This window comes from Paramesorhizobium salinisoli, from assembly GCF_003335045.1.
In the GTDB taxonomy this organism is placed as follows: domain Bacteria; phylum Pseudomonadota; class Alphaproteobacteria; order Rhizobiales; family Rhizobiaceae; genus Paramesorhizobium; species Paramesorhizobium salinisoli.
On the sequence record NZ_QOZG01000009.1, the window covers coordinates 121,951 to 140,617 of the forward strand.

General features: G+C 58.5%; 16 protein-coding genes and 2 pseudogenes. 4 read left to right on the forward strand and 14 right to left on the reverse strand.

From position 1 onward, the window contains the following. Nucleotides 1–15: 15 nt before the first annotated feature. Nucleotides 16–1,605: an ABC transporter substrate-binding protein gene (locus DUT91_RS19725; protein ID WP_114442214.1), complete on the reverse strand. Its 1,590-nt coding sequence runs from the start codon at nucleotides 1,603–1,605 to the stop codon at nucleotides 16–18. Between the two features lie 608 nt (nucleotides 1,606–2,213). After that, a complete protein-coding gene (locus tag DUT91_RS19730; protein ID WP_114442215.1) occupies nucleotides 2,214–2,846 on the reverse strand; it encodes a PadR family transcriptional regulator in 633 nt (210 codons plus the stop codon). A 204-nt stretch (nucleotides 2,847–3,050) separates the two neighbouring features. Here DUT91_RS19730 and DUT91_RS19735 point away from each other — a divergent pair, with 204 nt between their 5' ends. Next, nucleotides 3,051–3,980: a DMT family transporter gene (locus DUT91_RS19735; RefSeq protein WP_114442216.1), complete on the forward strand. Its 930-nt coding sequence runs from the start codon at nucleotides 3,051–3,053 to the stop codon at nucleotides 3,978–3,980. A gap of 28 nt (nucleotides 3,981–4,008) precedes the next feature. Here DUT91_RS19735 and DUT91_RS26755 read toward each other — a convergent pair whose 3' ends face one another. The 3 genes and pseudogenes from DUT91_RS26755 to DUT91_RS19745 form a co-directional block, all read right to left on the reverse strand. After that, the gene (locus DUT91_RS26755; protein WP_245419816.1) at nucleotides 4,009–4,557 is read right to left on the reverse strand and encodes a hypothetical protein; all 549 of its coding nucleotides are present in this window, start codon (nucleotides 4,555–4,557) and stop codon (nucleotides 4,009–4,011) included. 168 nt (nucleotides 4,558–4,725) lie between these two features. Beyond that, nucleotides 4,726–5,448: pseudogene (locus DUT91_RS27500) on the reverse strand (FAD/NAD(P)-binding protein); the annotation flags it as partial. Nucleotides 5,449–5,523: 75 nt separating this feature from the next. Continuing rightward, on the reverse strand, nucleotides 5,524–6,747 hold the full coding sequence (locus DUT91_RS19745) for a cytochrome P450 family protein (protein WP_114442275.1): 1,224 nt from the start codon (nucleotides 6,745–6,747) through the stop codon (nucleotides 5,524–5,526). A gap of 602 nt (nucleotides 6,748–7,349) precedes the next feature. On the opposite strand from DUT91_RS19745, the gene DUT91_RS19750 reads away from it, so the two are divergent. Together DUT91_RS19750 and DUT91_RS19755 are read left to right on the forward strand one after the other, a co-directional pair. Then, nucleotides 7,350–8,207 carry an SDR family oxidoreductase gene (locus DUT91_RS19750; protein WP_114442276.1) on the forward strand — a complete coding sequence of 286 codons (858 nt, stop codon included), beginning with the start codon at nucleotides 7,350–7,352 and terminating at the stop codon, nucleotides 8,205–8,207. A 71-nt stretch (nucleotides 8,208–8,278) separates the two neighbouring features. Continuing rightward, a complete protein-coding gene (locus DUT91_RS19755; protein ID WP_114442277.1) occupies nucleotides 8,279–9,100 on the forward strand; it encodes an SIR2 family NAD-dependent protein deacylase in 822 nt (273 codons plus the stop codon). 88 nt (nucleotides 9,101–9,188) lie between these two features. On the opposite strand, the pseudogene DUT91_RS19760 reads toward DUT91_RS19755, so the two are convergent. Then, a pseudogene (locus tag DUT91_RS19760) lies at nucleotides 9,189–9,335 on the reverse strand (entericidin domain-containing protein); the annotation flags it as partial. Between the two features lie 214 nt (nucleotides 9,336–9,549). On the opposite strand from DUT91_RS19760, the gene DUT91_RS19765 reads away from it, so the two are divergent. Further along, nucleotides 9,550–9,954 carry a DUF6766 family protein gene (locus DUT91_RS19765; protein ID WP_114442219.1) on the forward strand — a complete coding sequence of 135 codons (405 nt, stop codon included), beginning with the start codon at nucleotides 9,550–9,552 and terminating at the stop codon, nucleotides 9,952–9,954. 8 nt (nucleotides 9,955–9,962) lie between these two features. Here the strand turns inward: DUT91_RS19765 and DUT91_RS19770 are convergent, their stop codons facing one another. The 8 genes from DUT91_RS19770 to DUT91_RS19805 form a co-directional block, all read right to left on the reverse strand. Beyond that, nucleotides 9,963–11,372 (reverse strand): PAS domain S-box protein, encoded by a 1,410-nt coding sequence (locus DUT91_RS19770; protein ID WP_200835022.1) that lies wholly within the window; start codon nucleotides 11,370–11,372, stop codon nucleotides 9,963–9,965. 196 nt (nucleotides 11,373–11,568) lie between these two features. Continuing rightward, nucleotides 11,569–12,429, reverse strand: a complete 861-nt coding sequence (locus DUT91_RS19775; protein WP_114442279.1) for an alpha/beta fold hydrolase — start codon at nucleotides 12,427–12,429, stop codon at nucleotides 11,569–11,571. 39 nt (nucleotides 12,430–12,468) lie between these two features. Continuing rightward, entirely contained in the window at nucleotides 12,469–13,185 is a 717-nt protein-coding gene (locus DUT91_RS19780) for a glutathione S-transferase (RefSeq protein ID WP_114442220.1), read from the reverse strand. A gap of 199 nt (nucleotides 13,186–13,384) precedes the next feature. Beyond that, complete coding sequence (locus DUT91_RS19785; protein ID WP_114442221.1) at nucleotides 13,385–13,867, reverse strand: SRPBCC family protein; 483 nt, start codon at nucleotides 13,865–13,867, stop codon at nucleotides 13,385–13,387. 91 nt (nucleotides 13,868–13,958) lie between these two features. Further along, entirely contained in the window at nucleotides 13,959–15,212 is a 1,254-nt protein-coding gene (locus DUT91_RS19790) for an RNA polymerase sigma factor (protein ID WP_114442222.1), read from the reverse strand. Next, complete coding sequence (locus tag DUT91_RS19795; RefSeq protein WP_114442223.1) at nucleotides 15,209–15,583, reverse strand: YciI family protein; 375 nt, start codon at nucleotides 15,581–15,583, stop codon at nucleotides 15,209–15,211. Before DUT91_RS19795 ends, DUT91_RS19790 begins: the two co-directional genes overlap by 4 nt. Nucleotides 15,584–15,724: 141 nt before the next feature. After that, on the reverse strand, nucleotides 15,725–17,467 hold the full coding sequence (locus tag DUT91_RS19800) for a Na/Pi cotransporter family protein (protein WP_114442224.1): 1,743 nt from the start codon (nucleotides 17,465–17,467) through the stop codon (nucleotides 15,725–15,727). Nucleotides 17,468–17,888: 421 nt separating this feature from the next. Next, complete coding sequence (locus DUT91_RS19805; RefSeq protein WP_114442225.1) at nucleotides 17,889–18,608, reverse strand: GntR family transcriptional regulator; 720 nt, start codon at nucleotides 18,606–18,608, stop codon at nucleotides 17,889–17,891. Between the last annotated feature and the right edge of the window lie 59 nt (nucleotides 18,609–18,667).

The following is an 18,667-nucleotide window of genomic DNA, read 5'->3' on the forward strand; positions in this document are numbered from 1 at the left end:
AGGCCCGGTCAGGCGTCAACTCTCCAGCCAGACGCGGGTCGCGACATAGCCGTTGGACATGTCATTGCCGATGTCGTGGACGTAGCCCTTTACATTTTTACTGGCCGCATTCACGAAATCATTGAACATCGGCAGTATGAGGCCGCCCTCGTCGCGCACCATCATCGCCATCTCGCGATACATGTCCTTGCGCTTGGGCTCGTCGAGTTCGGAACGTGCCTCATAGAGCAGCTTGTCGAAATCCGGACGCTTGAAGCGCGTGTCGTTCCAGTCGGCGGTTGAGAGATAGGCCGTGGAATACATCTGGTCCTGCGTCGGTCGGCCACCCCAGTAGGAGGTTGAAAAGGGCTGCGCATTCCAGACATTGGTCCAGTAGCCGTCGCCCGGCTCGCGCTTGACCTCGATGTTGATGCCGGCCTTCTTGCAGCTTTCCTGATAGAGAACGGCCGCATCGACAGCGCCGGGGAAGGCAACGTCCGAGGTGCGCAGCAGCACGGAGCCATCATGTCCGGATTTCTTGTAGTGGAAAGCGGCCTTGTCCGGGTCGTATGCGCGCTGCTCGATGCCTTCGGGAAAGAGGGCATAGGTTTCATTGATCGGGAAATCATTGCCGACCTTGCCGTAGCCGCCAAGGATCCGCTTGACCATTGTTTCGCGGTCCATGGCATATTTTAGCGCCAGCCGCAGATCGTTGTTGTCGAAGGGCGTGGTATTGCAATGCATGATGAAGACGTAGTGGCCGCGGCCTGCGGTGCTAAGGATTTCCACGGTCGGCGCACGCTTCAGGAGGTCGACGGTCTTCGGATCGACGCGGTTGATGTAATGCACCTGGCCCGATGAGAGCGCGGCGATACGGGCGGTCGCATCGTTCATGCCGATGATTTCGATCGAATCGACATAGCCGCGGTCGGAGCGCCAGTCATTGGGGTTCTTTTCAAAGGTAGCGCGGACGCCCGGCTCGAAGCTTGCGAGCTTGTAGGGGCCTGTGCCGATGGAAGCGCCCGGATCGTCAACGCCGCCATTCGGCTGGATCACAAGGTGGTAGTCCGACAAGAGCAGCGGCATGTCGGCATTGCCCTCGTTGAGTGTCAGCACCAGCCTGCCGCCGTCGGCCTTGATATCCTTGATCGATTTCAGGACACCGAGCGCGCCGGATTCCGACTTCTCGTCGGTATGGCGCTTCAGGGTCGCGACGACATCATCGATGGTGAGTTCCTTGCCGTCATGGAATTGCACGCCCTTGCGGATGTTGAAGGTCCATGTCGCGGCATCGGCGGACGGTTCCCATGATTCCGCCAATGCGGGGACCGGCTTGCCGGTCAGCGGGTCGGATTCGACCAGCATGTCGCCCCAGCAGCGGCCGACGACGAACATGAATTGCGACAGGAACTTTGCTGGGTCTTTTGAATCGGTGGCAGCGCCGCCTTCAAGGCCGAGTTTCAAATGACCGCCGCGCTTTGGCTCCTGGGCTTCGGCGGTTTCGGTGAAAAGCTGGCTCGCTACCGCCAGGGTCAGTCCGGCAGCCATGGCGCGGCCCATGAACTCGCGACGGTTCATGCCCCCTGATGCCACGCGGCCGGCAAGGTATTTGGTGTAATCGCTCATTTTGTTGTTCCTTCTCTGGTTGGCTCTTTTGTTGCTCCCGGGCACGCTGTTTTTTTCGTTTGTTCCGGGGCGAGCGGCGAATTTTGCGGAAAGCTATACGGAATATGCCGGTCAATCAAAGCAATGATGACTTTTTTCTCGCTGTTTTCGCTTAAGGTTGTGGTGTGCTTTGCCCTCTTTCCCGGAGAGATTGCCGCTTTGAGGAAGAAATCGTCTGTGTGCACTTCGTGCGAAGGCTAGGATGCGCAGTTCATATTATTTGCACCCGGCAGCGGATGCATAGCAAGATCAACGGCTCTGGTCGCGGCACGACCCATCGACACGTCCCAAAATGCCGTCAGCACGGCGGATGCGAATGGGATCGGTCAAATGGTGTTGCCCTTCCGCCGGATCGGTGCGCGCGATGATGTGACGCCCAGAAGATTAGTATCCCGTTTTTCCAGATTGGAAGCTTTTGAAGCGACATATTTCGCCGTGCGTGCGACGGGGTGCACTTGCCGGCATCCGGAGGGAAATCAGGACGGCCCTGATGAACGGAGAGCGGCCCCGCCCTTGGGGAAGGACGAGGCTTGGATCTTCAATGGACCTCTTCCTACGGAACGGCGTACTCAGCCAAGGTCGATATCGTCGGGGTCCTGTGGCAGAGCCTGGATCTCCTCGGCCGCTTTCCGCAGGATATCGGCGATCTTGCGCTGGGTCGGCGGGGCGGCATGGAGCCGATGGGCGAGCGCACCCTTGAGCGCGCGGCGGGCTTCGTTTACTTCCGGTACCACTTCAGGGATGTCGCGGTCGTGTTCGCGGCCTTCCGAGCCATCGAACCATTGGCGCGCCCGTGCCAAGCGCTCGCCGATTCGACGTATCCGTTCAAGTGCGGCTTCCGCCACCTTCCGATTCTGTTCGAGGTAGGACCGTCCGTCAGTGGTGATCGAGTACACCTTCTTGTTGCCGTCGGCGGCGGAGACGGCATGACCGGTCTCCTCCAGATAGGTGAGCGTCGGGTAAATCACGCCCGGGCTGGGCGTGTAGAAGCCACTTGAGTGCTCCTCAAGCGCCTTGATCACATCATAGCCATGGCGTGGTGCGTCTTCGAGCAGGGCAAGCACGACGAGCCGCAATTCGCCATCGCCGACGAAGCGTCCGAATCCGCCGCCCATGCCGCGTCCGAGAGCGCGGGAAATTTGTCCGGAAAAGCCGCGAGGTCCGAAGTGGCGCTCGCCGTGGTGACAGCCATATCCATGCATGGGAATTTCCTTTCGTTATAGCTTAAGATATAACTTAAGCCATCCGAGAATGGATCGTCAAGATATATCTTACGTACTATCTAGTGGATGCAACGATCGGTGCAATCAGGGGAGATCCTGTCAGTATTCGGTCGGCACCGAAGCGTTACGAGGTATCCTGCCTTTAGAAGTGACCACATTCACACGCAACGGGAACTGACAGGAATGATCAACAAACCGGATCGAACCAGGGATCTGGCGCTACTTCTCGCGCTTTCAGCTCTGTGGGGTGCGTCTTACACATTCATCAAGATTGGCGTCGAAACCATCCCGCCGGTGACGCTGATCGCCGCCCGGACTCTGATTGCCGGTGGCATATTGCTTGCCATCATACGATGGCGGGGCCTGGTTTTGCCGAAGGACTTGGTGACCTGGCGGCGTTTCCTTGTCCAGGCGTGTCTCAACAGCGTTATCCCCTTCACGCTTATCGCATGGGCGGAGCTCACCGTGGATGCGGGACTGGCAACGATCCTCAACGCGACTTCACCTATCTTCACCCTCCTGCTGACAGTCCTTATCACGCGGCACGAGCCCATTGCTCCGCGTAAGCTCTTCGGCATGATTGCCGGCATTACCGGCACCGGCCTGATCATCGGCATCCAGGCGCTGACAGGCTTTGGTGATCAGTTGTGGGCACAACTTGCCATCGTGGCGGCGACGATCTGCTATGCGGGCGCAGCGATCTTCGGGACAAATTTCAAGGGGCTCGATCCGATGATGCCGGCGGCCGGGTCACTGATCTCCGGCGCGATCATCCTCATTCCGGTCAGCCTCGTGGTCGACCGACCATGGACCCTGACCCCGTCGTGGGAATCCATCCTGGCCTTGCTTTGCCTTGCGATTTTCTCGACCGCGCTTGCCCTGGTGATCTATTTCCGGCTCCTGCATACGCTCGGCTCTGTCGGCACGACCGCGCAGGCCTATCTGCGCGTGCCGATCGGGGTGGCTATCGGCGTCCTTTTTCTCGACGAAACGCTCAGCCCGACCGCCTGGATCGGCCTTGTCTGCATTATCGCCGGCGTGGCTGCGATGACGATCCCTCCGAAGGCGCGTGTCAAGCGATCATCGCGAGCAGCAGGGTGCGGCGAATGCTGAGAGGGCTGTGAAGTCCCCATCAATTACCTCATCCACGCCGAAGCTCCTGGCGACGTTGGCGTGGAGCCTGATCAGGAGCGTATTTATCAGCTATTTGCCCGGCTACCCAAGAAGCTTGCCGAGAGGCGGTGTGAAGGAAGTTGGCGAAGGGAATGCGAATCCCCGAGGCCGGACCGATAGCCCAGATGCGTTCCGGCCCGTGGGTGACAGATAAAACCACCCGTAGATCGCTGCTGAGCTGCGTGACCTCCATGTCATGCGAAAAGCAACCCCCGAAGTAAAGCGTTCTGCCCCGATGATACAGCGGCGGCGGCGAGAACCCGGTGGCTGCCACCACCAGATCGAACTTGTCAGTACTCACCGCATCAATCTTCTTCGTGCTGATGCTGCCTTCATCAATACGCGCAAGAAGCTGCTGAGCTAGCGGCAGGGTAATGGAAGTCACGTACCGCCAAAGGAATTCCCTGTCGTTGGCGACGGGAGCCCCAGCATCTACAATAGCGTCAATAATGCCTACAATAGAATCTTGCCAAGGGCACATGTCGTGCTCTGCCAGATACGTTTCTTCCCTCAACATGCTCACGGGATCCCTCGCTGGCGCCAGTTGCCCGCTTAGTGGAGGGAAACCGCGCCGCTGGCAGTCTTCATCAACTAAACGGCGGAAATCCGCCGGAGCATCGACAAGTTGGCCACCCTGATATTCATGATATAGGGTCCGTGTACGAACCGCGGGGAATTGGCCTGTACGGGAGCACATGGTGACCCGGCTCCCCGCCGCACAAAGAACAAGCGCAGCATCTATTCCGGACTGCCCTTGACCTATAACCAAGGCGTTGCGCCCCGCCAGCCTTCGCAATCTGGTAGAGGGGTATGGAGGGATTCCGGATATTCCCAATGGCCGCTGCACATCCCCGAACCCAACTGCGACAACGACATCGCTTGCATGGATATGGCTCCCGCTCTCAAGCAAGAGATCATATCCATGTGACGTCCCCCTTGCGGACCAGGCGCGGTCGGTGATCTGTACTATTTCGATCCCATGAACTGCAGCCGTTGCACAAGCTTCGAGGAAGCGTGTCCGGCAATATTTCCCGACGACGTGACGCGGAACGCTGCGTGACTTCTTGGATTCGTCGAGAAATTCAAGGAAGTCTTCCGGTCGGTCCGGAAAAAGCGAGTTTATACGGTGGGAGGTATTCGTGAGCAGAAGAGGGTCAACGTCATCAAAGACCGACGGATATTCGGTTTCGCAAGGATCCACTACGGTGATGCGTGAGCCTCGTGCAAGCGAATGCACAAGGTGTACGACAGCCGCTGTCCCGCAGGCTCGTCCTCCGATCACCACGACGTTCTGGAAATTCTGGAATGCAGAACGAGGTATCGCAGTTTTAGTAGACAAAGCAGGTCTCCTCGATTGCCGACTTGGAGCCGGTGTTTGAATTACCGCTGTGAGACTTTCGAAGTTCACAAAGATGCCGCCCGCTGCTATTTTGCAGCGCGCATCGAACGGCAATTTGTTTGAATCAGGCCCTGAGCTGGAAAGTCATGAAAGCCGTACGGGCAGCGCCCGGAATCCGTTCATGATCCACGACTCCACCGGCTCCAGGTTTTGGGTAGGTTCCGCAAGTTCTATTTGCGGAAACCGGTCAAAGAGATGCGAGAAGGCAATTTCCGCTTCGACTCGGGCCAGCAGCGCGCCGAGGCAGACATGGACGCCATGTCCGAATGCAAGATGCCTCTTGTTGGGGCGCGTTGCGTCAAACTGTTCGGCATCTGCACCAAAGAACGCTGGGTCACGACCAGCAGCAGCAAGTCCAACTATGATAGCGTCCCCTTTTGGGATCGTTACCCCGCCCAGTTCGATATCCTCCGCAGCAAAGCGCAGCGGAAGGTTGGCAACGGAGGGCTCGTAGCGCAACGTTTCTTCGATCACGTCGTGCCAGGTGATCACCGAATTGCGCAGCAGTTCCATCTGATCCGGGCGGGACAAGATGGTGACAATCGCATTCCCAAAGAGATGAGCGGTGGTCTCGTACCCACCCATCATCAGCACGAGGATCGTCCCGATAAGCTCATCTTCACTCAGCTGCGAGCCACCTTCTTCCGTCCTGGCCACAATCAAGGCACTGGTCAGGTCGTCGCCCGGCTTCTGTCCCTTCGCGGAGATCAGTTCCTTGATAATGGTGTGGATTTCCGCATGGGTTCTGACGACTTCCTCGGGAGTTGCAGCAGTGTGGAATAGCCCCCGGACACAGCGGCACATGCGCTCACGCATACCCGCCTCTGTGATGCCCATCAGTTCACAAAACACCCTGATTGGGATTTCTTGAGTATATTCCGGGCACAGATCAACGATCTTACCCCGTTGCGAGGTAAGCTTGTTCAAACAGTCAAAAGTAATCTCTTCGATCGAGGGCCGCAGGGCTTCTACCCTGCGAGGCGTCAAGGTTTTAGATACAATTCCGCGCAGTCTACGATGCTCTGACCCATGGGCAGTAAACATATTCTGGGCATCGAGCCATGTGAATAGAGGCCATTCCCGCGGAATTTTCCCGTCAATCCATGCCGGCCAATGCTTGCGTGGGTCTCTGGACACACATGGGTCCGAAAACATTTTTTTCTGAATGGCATAGGAAGTCACTGCCCAAGCCGGAACGCCATTGAGTTCCACGCGTGTTACATCCCCACGCTGACGCAGCTGGGCGACCTCGCCGTAAACGTCGCGCCCCTTAGGGTCCATTATGTAAGATTGGATGGTATTTTCCATGATGCCGCTCTCCATCAACTGATTTATTGAGCTCTGTACCGCCAGATATATTTCACCTGTTGGGCGGTATCATTGCGCAGTAACTTCAGATGCACGGGAATAGACAATGATTAATTTTGTATTGCCACTTTAGTATAGCCAGGACTAACGTTCCTAATTAAAAATATTTAATGTAGAAATACAAACCTACATCCAACAATACGTGAGATTTTCTATAAACTTGAAATAATATACTATAATATAGTTGGTTGAATATTTACTATTAATGTAATTAAATATATATTTGAATCAAATATTTACTAAAATTTTGTTGATATTGCCTCCCCCGGCGCCTGATCGGGAGGCAAATTGAGAACAGGAAACCTCCGCCAGGCTGCATTTACGACACCGACCGCGGATGCCACTACGCAAGTGAAACCTAACGGCGGGCGCTCGACACGGCTGACCTGAAAGGCTCGATGAGCACTATCCGCAAACCCCTATCACAATGTGCAGGCCGATAGCGTGTGAACCTCATGTGGAACATTGCCCGCTTATCGACGTTCCTTTTATCCGTGAACCTCACCACCCAGCCATCATCATCAAAAGAAGTGGGCATTGCCATGTTAGATTATCCGACGCCGCCATTTCCCGAGCAAAAACAGCCGATGCCGGGCTTTACGGCCAAGATGAACCCTGTTCCTGATCATGGAGAGAAAAGCTACAAGGGGTCCGGCCGGTTGACCGGCAAGAAGGCCGTGATCACCGGCGCTGACAGCGGCATTGGCCGGGCGGTTGCGCTGGCCTATGCACGAGAAGGCGCCGATGTTCTGATTTCCTATCTGAACGAGGACGGCGATGCCGAAGAGACGAAGCGGCTGATCGAGGAGGCGGGCCGCAAGGCGGTGCTCGTTCCCGGCGATATTCAATCGCCCGCCCATTGCCGTTCAATGATCGACACAGCGGTAAAGGAACTCGGTGGCATCGACATTCTCGTCAACAACGCCGCGCATCAAGCCTCCTTCAGCGATATAGGCGACATTTCCGACGAGGAATGGGAATTGACCTTCAAGGTGAATATCCATGCCATGTTCTATCTGACCAAGGCCGCGGTTCCGCATATGAAGCCCGGCAGCGCCATCATCAATACGGCGTCGATCAATTCTGACAATCCCAATCCCAGCCTTCTTGCCTATGCAACGACGAAGGGCGCCATCCAGAATTTCACCGCGGGTCTTGCCCAGTTGCTGGCTGAAAAGGGTATCCGTGCCAACACGGTCGCGCCCGGTCCGATCTGGACACCGCTCATTCCTTCTACCTTGCCTGAGGATTCCGTGGCCAATTTTGGCAAGCAGGTTCCGATGAAGCGGCCGGGTCAGCCGGCAGAACTCGCCACGACCTATGTGATGCTTGCCGATCCGCTGTCGAGCTATGTTTCAGGCGCAACCGTCGCGGTAACCGGCGGCAGGCCGATCATCTAGATCAACGGAGGAGCGCCTGCTTGGCCAACCACCGGCCCGACCATCATGTGGAGCCCGGCCATAGTGTGGAGATGGACTGCTTGCTGGAAAGTCTGGCCCGATCTGTAAGGCAGCGGCACGTCATATTGTTCGTCGGCGCCGGCGTATCGATGAGCGTCGGGCTGCCCTCCTGGCAAATGTTGACCGAACATATGGCGGACGAACTCGGGCTGGACCAGGATGTGATCGGCGAGGGAGGCGCCGATTATCAGACGATTGCGGAATACTATCGCCTGAAGCTCGGCAGCATGGATCGGTTGCGCGACTGGATGAAGGAGAACTGGCAGGTGTCACGACAGAAAGTCGAGGCTTCGCCGATTCATTCGCTCATCGTGGCGCTGGACTTTCCGATCATCTATACGACGAATTACGACAGCAACCTCGAAGTCGCCTTCGAAATCCATGGCCGCGACTACGTGAAAGTCGCCAATGCGCGCGACGTGGCACGGGCTGCCGCCGACGTGACACAGATTGTCAAATTCCACGGCGACTTCGATGATGAAGCATCGCTCGTTTTAGCCGAGACTGATTACTTCGAAAGATTGTCGTTCGATTCCCCACTTGACGTGAAATTCCGCTCAGATGCGTTGGGCCGGACGGTTCTCTTCATCGGCTACAGCATGTCAGATATGAACATCAGGCTTTTGCTGCACCGGCTGTGGAGCACCTGGCATCGCTCGGGCTATGAGCGCGATCGCCCGGCCTCCTTCATCTTCATGCCCGACCCAAACCCGGTGCAAGAAGCGGTTCTGCGCCGCTGGGGGATATCGGTTGTGAGCGAACGGGAAGATCATCCAGGACGCGCCCTGGAGGTTTTCCTGTCAAAGCTCAAGCAGATGGTCGATCAGGGATAGAGCGGTCCCCCCAAGGGGACCGCCAACGGGCAGGGCTTCAGTAAGTTGTCATACGACGCGGCTTCTTCGTTGTACGGGGGGGCGTCGTCGCCGCCTGATTAACCTGCTCGCCCGCGCTCTGCGTCGCATTCACCGCGTTCGCGGTATCAGCACCTGCTCCACGGATGGTGTTGGCGCATGCCGAAAGCGTCATCAGAACAGCGGCGAGAGCCACAAGGGTCGTGGTGATTTTCATTATTTTTGATCCATTTCGTTGAAACGTTCAACATGAACGCTGATCAGCCCCGAAAGGTTCCCGCGACACGCGTCTTGGGTGACTGGACGGCGAACCGCGTGTGCGCCTTCAACATGCTGGACATAACATCCTGGAACTAAGAGGCTTTCGTGGCGTTTCCGATGCATCCCTGGTTCTACAGAGTTCCTGAAATTGCTCTGGAAAGGTTTGCACGATGGCCAATGGATCCTTCTGGCGCAGTTATAGCTTCGCCTGGATAACCCTGGGATTTTTCATTCTGACGATCGTCGGACATTGGATATTCGGCTGGTACGCGTTCGTGAACGAACAGCAAAGCCATGGGGAAGCCGCAACTTTCGGTCCCTATGTGATCGAGATGATGCGCGACACATTAGAGAACTGGCAGTCGGAGTTTCTGCAACTCCTCTGGCAGGTGGGGGGATTGGCCTTTTTGCTTTTTTTAGGCTCCCCTCAATCGAAAGAGGGAAACGATCGCCTGGAAGCGAAAGTAGACCAATTGCTCCGGCAACTCGATCCCGCCCGTGGCGAGGCCATTATCCGCGAGATCGACGATCGCTATTCAGGAAGGCATACGGACGAGCCGCATGCGCATCGCTAGGTATGAATTCAGTCCCCCTGGACCCGCTCTCGAGGCACGGAAAGCCTGATGACCAGGCCTTGGGGAGTCCAATCCCTCGCGATGTGGCCACCCAGCGGAGCGACTGTGGCGCGCATCAGCGAGGTGCCGAACCCCTCATCCGAAGGTTCGCTTTCGATGGACGGGCCGCCGCGCTCGCGCCAGTTCAAAATGAACTGGTCGTCATTCTCATCGCACGCGATATCGAGGCGTCCCGCGGGGACGGATAGGGCGCCATATTTGGCGGCATTCGTTGCAAACTCATGCAGGAGCAGGGCGAAATTCGTAATCGCGGAACCGCCTATGATCAAATCAGCGCCGATGATCGTGGCCCGCTGGCCACCGTCCTGATTGTCCTCAAATGGCAACAGGATCAACTGGATCAATTTGTGGAGCGTCGTCGCCTGGTTCTGCTCGCCCGTCTGGTTCCAGGCTTGCGGCAGGGTCAACGTATGAGCCTGGGCCAGAGCATTGAAACGCTCGCGCACTGCGGCGGCGAGTTCCTCGGCGGAAGCTGCCGACCGGGCGCTCAGGGTCACGAGGCTGCTCGAAAGCGTGAAGAGATTCTTCACCCGATGGTTCATTTCCTTGAGAAGCAGCCGTTGTTGTTGTTCGGCCTGCCTGCGCTCAGTGATGTCGCGGGCGATCTTCGAAGCGCCTACAATGCGACCATCCTCGTTCTTGATGGGGGATACGGTCAGCGAGATATCGATCAGTGTTCCGTCCTTGCGTTGCCGGATGGTTTCATAGTGATCAATGCGCTCGCCCCGACGGATACGCGCGAGGATCGCCGGCTCCTCGTCGTGCCGCTCCGCCGGTATCAGGATCGTGACGGGCTTGCCGATCACTTCATCGGCCGTATAGCCGAAAATACGCTGCGCCCCACTGTTCCAGCTCATGAGGACGCCATTGAGGTCCTTGGAGAGAATGGCGTCGTCGGAGGATTCCACGATTGCGGCAAGCCGTTGTGCCGCCTCGTCCACGGATTTGCGGCCGCTGATATCCACCAGCATGTTGACAGCGCCGACAAGGTTCCTCGCGGAATCGAAGAGCGGGGTCGGAAAGGCGAGGAATGGAACACGACGGCCGTCCGGACGCTCGGCAACAGCCTCGATGCCCCGGATCGGCCGCTTCTCCTTAAGGGCCATCGCCATGGGGCATTCATCATGCGGCAGGAATCTCCCATCCGGCCAAAAGAGCTTCCAGGAACCGCAAAATTCGCTTTTCCCAAGCTCCGGCCTCACACCCCACAATTCAGCGGCGGCTTCGTTATAAAATGTGATGCGCCCTTCGGCATCGGTCGTGTACACCGCTGCCGGCAGCGCCTGCAGGATCGCCCCTTCATTGGACATGGTGTTCACGAGGTCGAGCGTGTGGGCATAATCGGCCAGATTCTTCATGTTCGCTCCGGAGGACAGTATATCCGGGCCGCCAAAGCCGCTCGGGTTTTGGCCGCTGTACCAGCCGAAAACCCGGCGAGAATATCATACAAAATCACCTTTTCCATAGGGATCATGATGCGAAGCCGCGGCATTGATCCGGCACGGCGGATCAGCTTTCCCGGATGCTTGCTTGACGCCATGGCCAAACGAAGCTTCACCGCCTGCCCAGGAATTGGAGGAGCTCTCCGGCGAGCTCTTCCGGCACTTCTTCCGCCATATGGTGGCCGCAGTCCAGGTCGCGTCCCTCGCAGCTTGTCGTCCACGGCCGCCACACGTCGAGAACATTGCCGTAGATCTGCTCGAGGTCGTCTCGTAACGACCACAGGAACAATGCGGGACAGGTAATTCGACGTCCTGCATTTCGGTCCGCCGCGTCATGCTCCCGGTCGATGCCAAGCCCCGCCCGATAATCCTCGATCATGCCGTGGACGGTGGCGGGGTCGTGAATGGCCGCCCGATAATCCTCGTAGGCTTCCGCGCCCATCTGCTCTGGCGATCCTCCGTACCAGGCATCGGGATCGGCGAGGATGACTCGCTCTGGCCTCTCGGGCTGGGCGAAGAAGAACCAATGCCACGAGGCGGTGGCGAAACGCGCGTCGCAACGCTCCAGGGCTTCGAGGATTGGGACGCCGTCGAGAATGGCCAGATGGCTGACCGAAGCCGGATGGTCCATGGCGGTGCGAAAGGCGGTGTAGCTACCCCGGTCATGGCCGCAAATCGCAAAGCGGTTGAAATCCAGCCTTTGCATCAGGGCCACGCAATCGCGCGCCTTGGCCCGTTTTGAAGAACCGGAATGATCTGATGTGTCGGCTGGCTTCGATGACTGTCCGAAGCCGCGCAAGTCGGGGCACACGACCGTATGGGTCCTGGCCAGCAATGGCGCCACACGGTGCCATGTGGCATGGGTTCTGGGATGGCCATGAAGGAGCAGGATCGGCGGGCCGCTCCCGCCATGCCGCACGCGCAATGTCGCCTCCGGCAGTTCGATCATTTCCAGATCAAATCCTTCGAAGATCATTCCCGCTCCTGTGATCTGCCGTGCCCAAGCTGGGCCTCAGTCGCTGGTATCCAACTCCGGATAATGGCGAAAAATACCGGATTCGTTGAAGGCGAGCCGCCGGCGAGAGGCGAGATATCGCTTGATGTTGGGTCTTTGCCCGACCGCATCGTGAAGGGCGTCCAGCGCCGGATATTGCCGCTCGTAATCCTGCATGGCGCGGGGAAAGGCGTAGCGTAGCCCTTCGATCACATGGAACAGGGAAAGATCGACATAGCTCAAGCCGTTGCCCACCATGCGCGTGTCGCCATGCGGGTTCTGCTGCAATACGCGCTCGAAATAGCCGAGATATTTTGGCAGCCGCTCGGCAATGAAGGCGGCGGCGCGCACCCTGGCGGCATCCTTCTGGTCTTCGTAATATTGCGAGACCGAGATCGGGTGGTGAGTGTCATGGATTTGGACGAGGAAATCGGCAATCGTCAATTGCAGTCCGTTCGCCGCATAGCGCAGCCTCTCGTCTTTGGGCGCAAGGCCGAGCTTCGGTCCGAGGTAGAGCAGGATGTTCGCCACATGCGAGACGATCATCTCGCCATCCCTCAAAAAGGGTGGGGCGAAGGGGATGTGCGGCTCCGTGCGACTGTTGATGATCTTCATCATCGCCGCCGTGCTGTCGCGGGCAACATCGACATAATCGGCGCCGGCTTCCTCCAGCGCCAGCCGGATGAACTCTCCGCGACCTGGAATGCCGTCCCAATAATAAAGCTCGTAAGGCATGCAATCTCCTTTCCGGTCGATCGATGATCAGTTCATCTAGCACGATCAGGGGAATCTGGCGCGAAATACGGCTCAAAAGCGAGTGAAAACACGCCAGATGCGGAGAAATTTTTGGGAAAGGAGATGAAATCAGCGGATTTTCGCGTCCGAAACCCGCTTGTTATCGCTGTCTTGCCGTTCCGGCCATCGCGGATCTGCTTCAGAGTTTGGCGACCAGGGCCGCGAGCTGATCGGTGCACTGGCCCCAGCCCTGGTGAAAGCCCATCTCCTCATGCGCCTTGCAGTCAGCGGCGCTCCAGTGGCGGACGCGCGCCGTATATCGCGTCTGGCCATCTTCATTCTCAAAGCTCAGGATGATCGTGATGAACGGCTTTTCCGAAGGTTCCCATGCCCTGGTATAGGCATCGGTCACGACGATGCGTTCGTTTTCGACGACGTCGAGATAGACGCCCCTGTTGGGAAGATCGGCGCCGTCAGGGCTGCGCATGACGATGAAATTCGAGCCGCCCGGCCGCACGTCGAGTTCCGCATGCGGTGTCGTATAGGGCAGAGGCGCGAACCATTGCTTGAGCAGTTCCGCCTCGGTCCAGGCGCGGAACAGTTTCTCGCGCGGCGCGTCAATGAGGCGGGTCAATACCAGTTCACGGTCGTTCGTTGTGGGCGCTTCAGCAGTCGTCGTCATTGTCATCATCCCGGTTGGTTGGTTCTGTCCCAAGGACGCACGGATCGCCGCCTATCCTACATTCCCGTGAATCTTTTTGAACAAAATCCGGTCAGGCGGATGCGTCGATTTGAGCAAGCTGGTCGAGATGCATGCGGATATGGGCGGCTTCGGCAGCCGTATTGGCGAGCGCAATGGCGCGGTCGAAAGCGATGCGCGCCTCCTCCTTGCGGCCGAGCTTCTTCAAAAGGCCGCCCTTGACGCCGAAATAATGGAAATAGCCGGACAGCTTTTCTTCCAGCGGCTCGATAAGCGAAAGCGCTTCCGCGGGCCCATGTACCTTCTCGAGCGCAACGGCGCGGTTGAGCGTAACCACAGGCGAGGAGGTGAACGTTTCCAGTGCTGAATAAAGCAATTCGATTTCCACCCAGTCGGTATCCTCGGGCCGCGCCGCGCGAGCGTGGAGCGCGGCGATCGCCGCCTGGATCTGGTAGGGGCCGGGGCGTCTGTGCCGCATGGCCTTGTCGATGAGCGCCAGACCTTCCGCGATCATTTGTCCGTTCCAGAGGCCCCGGTCCTGCTTTTCCAGCAGGACGATCGCGCCGTCGGCGTCGAAGCGGGCCGCGGCGCGCGCATGCTGGAGGAGAAGCAACGCCATTAGCCCCATGATTTCGGGTTCGCTGGGGAAAATGCGCAACAGCAGCCGCGCCAGCCTGATCGCCTCGTCGCACAGCGGAAAACGTGCCCTGGCCTCGCCGCCACCCGCCGAATAGCCTTCGTTGAAGATCAGATAGACCATGGCGCTGACCGCCGCGAGCCGTTCGGCGCGTTCGATGGGGCCGGGGGTCTCGAACGGAAGGTCGCCGGCGCCGATACGCGCCTTGGCCCGGGTGATGCGCTGCTCCATCGCGCTTTCGCCGACAAGGAAAGCCCGTGCGATCTGCCTGACCGACAGGCCCGAAACGATCCTGAGCGCCAGCGCGACCTGCTGCGTGGCCGGCAGATCCGGGTGACAGCAGATAAAGAGCAGCCGCAGGATATCGTCGCGATAGTCGGCCACGTCCAGTTTCTCGACAACTGTCGCCTCCGCGTCTTCGAGATCGGAAAGCTGATCTTCAGCGGGCAGCGGTTGCTGCTTGGCCTGACGGCGCACCACATCGATCGCGCTGTTGCGCCCGACGAAAATCAGCCATGCGATCGGATCGCGCGGCGGTCCGTTCTTCGCCCAGCTCTTGAGCGCCCGGAGGCAAGCCTCCTGAAATGCCTCTTCGGCCGTATCGAGATCGCGGAAATAACGAAGCAGCGCCCCGACCGCCTGGGGGCGGGCAGCAGTCAGCGCGGCATCGATCCAGTGCGTGTCGGTCATGCCGGACCTGGTGCTGGATGATAAAGCATGATCGGCCGGATCTCATAGGAGCCGGTGCCGGGATTTGCCCCCGCAAGATCACGCGCTGTGTCGAGAGCTTCGTCGAGCGACGCGGCTTCGATCACGTAGAAGCCCAGAAGCTGCTCTTTCGTCTCGGCGAATGGCCCGTCGATGACGAGCGGCGTATCGCCGTTCTTGCGCAAGGTCGTCGCCGCGGTCGTCGGCAGGAGCCGCGCCACGGGACCGAGCCGGCCCGCCTTGGCGAGCCCGTCTTGAACCGCCATCAGCTTTCCCATCACGGCGTTCTCTTCCTCCTGGGACCAGGAGCCGACGACGTCCTCGGAATTATAGCAAAGTATCGCATAAAGCATGGGCCATCCCTCTTTCCATGAAGACGAACAAGTATGGCCTTTCCCGACATTTGGTCGAGGATTTTTTGCGTAGGGTTGCGGGAAGCATAAAGCGGCACCGCCCGGTCGGGCGATACCGCTCCCTCGATGCATGCCCGCAGCTTATTCCGCTGGAACCGGGCTGAGGCCGCCTTGGTTGATGTCGCTCTCGTTCATGGAACGAGCCCTGTCCTGTCTTTGCGCCGCGCGTGCCAGAATGCCCTGGCGGTTGACGGATTTGCGCTCGGCGTCGATGCGGCGGATCAGGATTTCGGCGCGCTCGATCGAGCCGAGCAAAGCGAGGATGGTGCCGCGTTCTTCGGCGCCGGCATTCGGCCCGAGTGCGAGGGTCCGCGCGCGCAGTTCCTCAACCTCTGGATAGCTGACATGCCCGGCTGGCAGGGCTGGATCGGTGACGCCATGATCGGGCAGGATATCGCGCAACGAGACGTCGAGCTTGCCAAGTGCCGCTTCGACAATGGCACTGGCCTGAGGACTGAATTTCTCGCGTTTGACGCGTCGCGCCACCTGGTGCATCGATTCCGTCAGCGCAGCCGTGAAATCCGCCTCCTCGATCAGGCTGGCGATAAGGTCGAGCTGCTCGTAAGGCAGATCCTCCTTCATCAGGGATGCCGTATAGGCGCGGATGTCCCGGCTGAGAATGTCGGTCGCGAGGTAGTGCTCGCCCGGATCTGAGGGCGCAGTTTTGGCGCCGCGTGCGATGTCGAGGAACATGGCACCCGCCTGCAGATGACGGGCGGTTTCCTTTTGCACGGCAGGAACCGCCAGCGCGAAATCATTGGCGAGCTTGCTGTTGAGGAATTTGGGGGTCGAGTAATCCTCAATGTCCTCTGCGTCAGTTCGTCCGATGCGCGAGAGCACCCGTTCGAACACGCCGACGAAGGGGAACAGCAATGCCGTGTTGAAGATATTGAAGAAGGTGGAGTAGACGCCGACAGCGACGGGAACCAGCGGAAAGGTTTCCTTGCCATCGATCATGACAGGAAGGCTCGGATCGCCACCGAACCACTGCATGCCCCATTTCAGTATTTCGATCGAGACGAAGAACAGCGGAACCGTGATGCACACGCCGATGATGTTGAACGTGATATGCGCATAAGCGGCGCGCTTGGCGTTCTTCGACAGGTTGAGCGAGGCGATCCAGGAAGTGATCGTGGTGCCGAGATCCGCGCCGAGCGAGAAGGCGACGGCCGTCTGCCAGTCGAGGATGCCGGCGGCGCCGAGACCCATGACGATGCCGATCGTCGCCGAAGACGAGTGGATCATCGCGGTCACGCCGGCAGCGATGAGGACGCATTTGAGCAGGTTGAGATAGCTGTCAGCCTGCAGTGTCGCAAGCAACTCCATCACCTCGGGCATATTGCGCAGCGGGCGCAGGCCGCCTGTCATCAAATTCAGTCCGTAGAAGATCAGTGCGAAGCCCATGCAGGCCAGCGCGATGTTGCGAACCTTTTCGCTTTTCGAGAAGCAGTAGAGGAGCGAGAACGCCCCTGCGAAGATCAGGCCGAGCGGCCCGAGCGGCAGCGCGATCAGCCCGTTGCCGAGCGTCGTGCCGATATTGGCGCCCATGATGACGCTGATGGCGGGCCGCAATCCCACGACGCCGGCATTGACGAGGCCGACCACCATCACCGTCATCGCGGTCGATGACTGGATGACGCCGGTAATGGCCGTGCCGGCCAGGACGCCCTTGATCGGCGTCCCCGCAGCCTTGGCGAGGAAGGCGCGCATCTTGTTCACCGAAAGCGCCTGAATGCCGTTCGACATGAATTCCAGGCCGAGCATGAAAATGCCCAGCCCGCCGATAACCGGGACAAGAATGTCCTTGAATATATCTATATCCATCTACTCAGTCCCCAATTCCGTTTCCCCTGGAGTGCCGTTTGGAGGCGGCACACGAATAAACTGTCGTTCAACAGGTGCCGATTGAGCAGCGAACGGGCTCCACCTGGACGACTGGGTGGACAGCTCGTCCGCGCCCGGCGGGCATCGTTCCCTATCCCGTGCTAGCGATATATTCGTAGTGTCGTTCGTTGACGCCTGCATGACAGCGCGAAAGAGCGACGCGCGGGCCGGTTCCGGAGAATGGAATAAGGCTTCCTCGATCCGGCGCATCGACATGCGATGGCAGCGTTTCTACGCTGATTTTAATAGAGAAATGTTGTCGGTTTGCAGCTTTCCCATGGCAATACGTTGCCGGTGGAAAACGTGCCATCATTTGATCTTAGAAGGTCTTGAAAGATCTGGGGTGGAGTCGGCCCGAAGGTCAGCCGTCGGCTTCCAGCGTGGCGAAATATTGCGGATGCTGCCGGCGAAGCACGGCAATAAGCGAATTGATCCGTGAGAGATGGTGACGCATTGCCGCCTCTGCGCCCGCCGCATCGCGCCTGCGCAAGGCATCGATGATGGCGGCATGCTCCCCGATGACGACGCGTTCGTTGAAGGCCAGGCTGAGATAGCGCACCCGGTCCATCTGCGCCTTCTGCTCGTTGATCAATGTCCACACAAGGCCGCGTCCGGATCCCTCGGCGATGGAGCGGTGAAAGGCATCATCGAGATCGTGGAAAAGCTCGCGCTCGTTGACGGCGACTGCCTTGCGCTGGCGCTCGATGATATCCTCCAGCTGGTTGATCAGGGTTTCAGAGCGGCTTTCGCATGCGTCCCTGACGACTGCCGCCTCCAGCGCTTCGCGGATAAATCGCGCATTGAGGACGGCGGCCTCGGAAATCTTGCACACTTCGGTGGCGCGTTTGGGCTGGATGCGGACGAACTCTATCTGCGCCAGCCGGATGAACGCTTCGCGCACCGGTTGGCGCGACACGCCCAATTGCCTGGCTATCTCGGCTTCTGAGAACTTGGCGCCGGGGGGCATCTGCAGGGTCAAGATCGCTGAATGTAGCGTCGCGAACACGCGGTCGGCGATGGTCGGATCACCCGCTTCCAGCCTTTCCGCCAGCTTTTCATCCTTGGTCGAAAGTATGTCCATTCCGATCCGTTTTCTCTATTTACAAATCTACCATACCAGTTTTTACTAGGAAGACCAGA

Bases quoted from the DNA above. Each gene is read 5' to 3' on its own strand.
- DUT91_RS19755 (WP_114442277.1), top strand. From the start codon at position 8,279: ATGGACTGCTTGCTGGAAAGTCTGGCCCGATCTGTAAGGCAGCGGCAC.
- DUT91_RS19735 (WP_114442216.1), top strand. From the start codon at position 3,051: ATGATCAACAAACCGGATCGAACCAGGGATCTGGCGCTACTTCTCGCG.
- DUT91_RS19780 (WP_114442220.1), bottom strand. From the start codon at position 13,185: ATGCCTTACGAGCTTTATTATTGGGACGGCATTCCAGGTCGCGGAGAG.
- DUT91_RS19770 (WP_200835022.1), bottom strand. From the start codon at position 11,372: ATGAAGAATCTGGCCGATTATGCCCACACGCTCGACCTCGTGAACACC.
- DUT91_RS26755 (WP_245419816.1), bottom strand. From the start codon at position 4,557: ATGTTGAGGGAAGAAACGTATCTGGCAGAGCACGACATGTGCCCTTGG.
- DUT91_RS19785 (WP_114442221.1), bottom strand. From the start codon at position 13,867: ATGACGACGACTGCTGAAGCGCCCACAACGAACGACCGTGAACTGGTA.
- DUT91_RS19790 (WP_114442222.1), bottom strand. From the start codon at position 15,212: ATGACCGACACGCACTGGATCGATGCCGCGCTGACTGCTGCCCGCCCC.
- DUT91_RS19805 (WP_114442225.1), bottom strand. From the start codon at position 18,608: ATGGACATACTTTCGACCAAGGATGAAAAGCTGGCGGAAAGGCTGGAA.
- DUT91_RS19800 (WP_114442224.1), bottom strand. From the start codon at position 17,467: ATGGATATAGATATATTCAAGGACATTCTTGTCCCGGTTATCGGCGGG.
- DUT91_RS19750 (WP_114442276.1), top strand. From the start codon at position 7,350: ATGTTAGATTATCCGACGCCGCCATTTCCCGAGCAAAAACAGCCGATG.
- DUT91_RS19725 (WP_114442214.1), bottom strand. From the start codon at position 1,605: ATGAGCGATTACACCAAATACCTTGCCGGCCGCGTGGCATCAGGGGGC.
- DUT91_RS19730 (WP_114442215.1), bottom strand. From the start codon at position 2,846: ATGCATGGATATGGCTGTCACCACGGCGAGCGCCACTTCGGACCTCGC.
- DUT91_RS19795 (WP_114442223.1), bottom strand. From the start codon at position 15,583: ATGCTTTATGCGATACTTTGCTATAATTCCGAGGACGTCGTCGGCTCC.
- DUT91_RS19745 (WP_114442275.1), bottom strand. From the start codon at position 6,747: ATGGAAAATACCATCCAATCTTACATAATGGACCCTAAGGGGCGCGAC.
- DUT91_RS19765 (WP_114442219.1), top strand. From the start codon at position 9,550: ATGGCCAATGGATCCTTCTGGCGCAGTTATAGCTTCGCCTGGATAACC.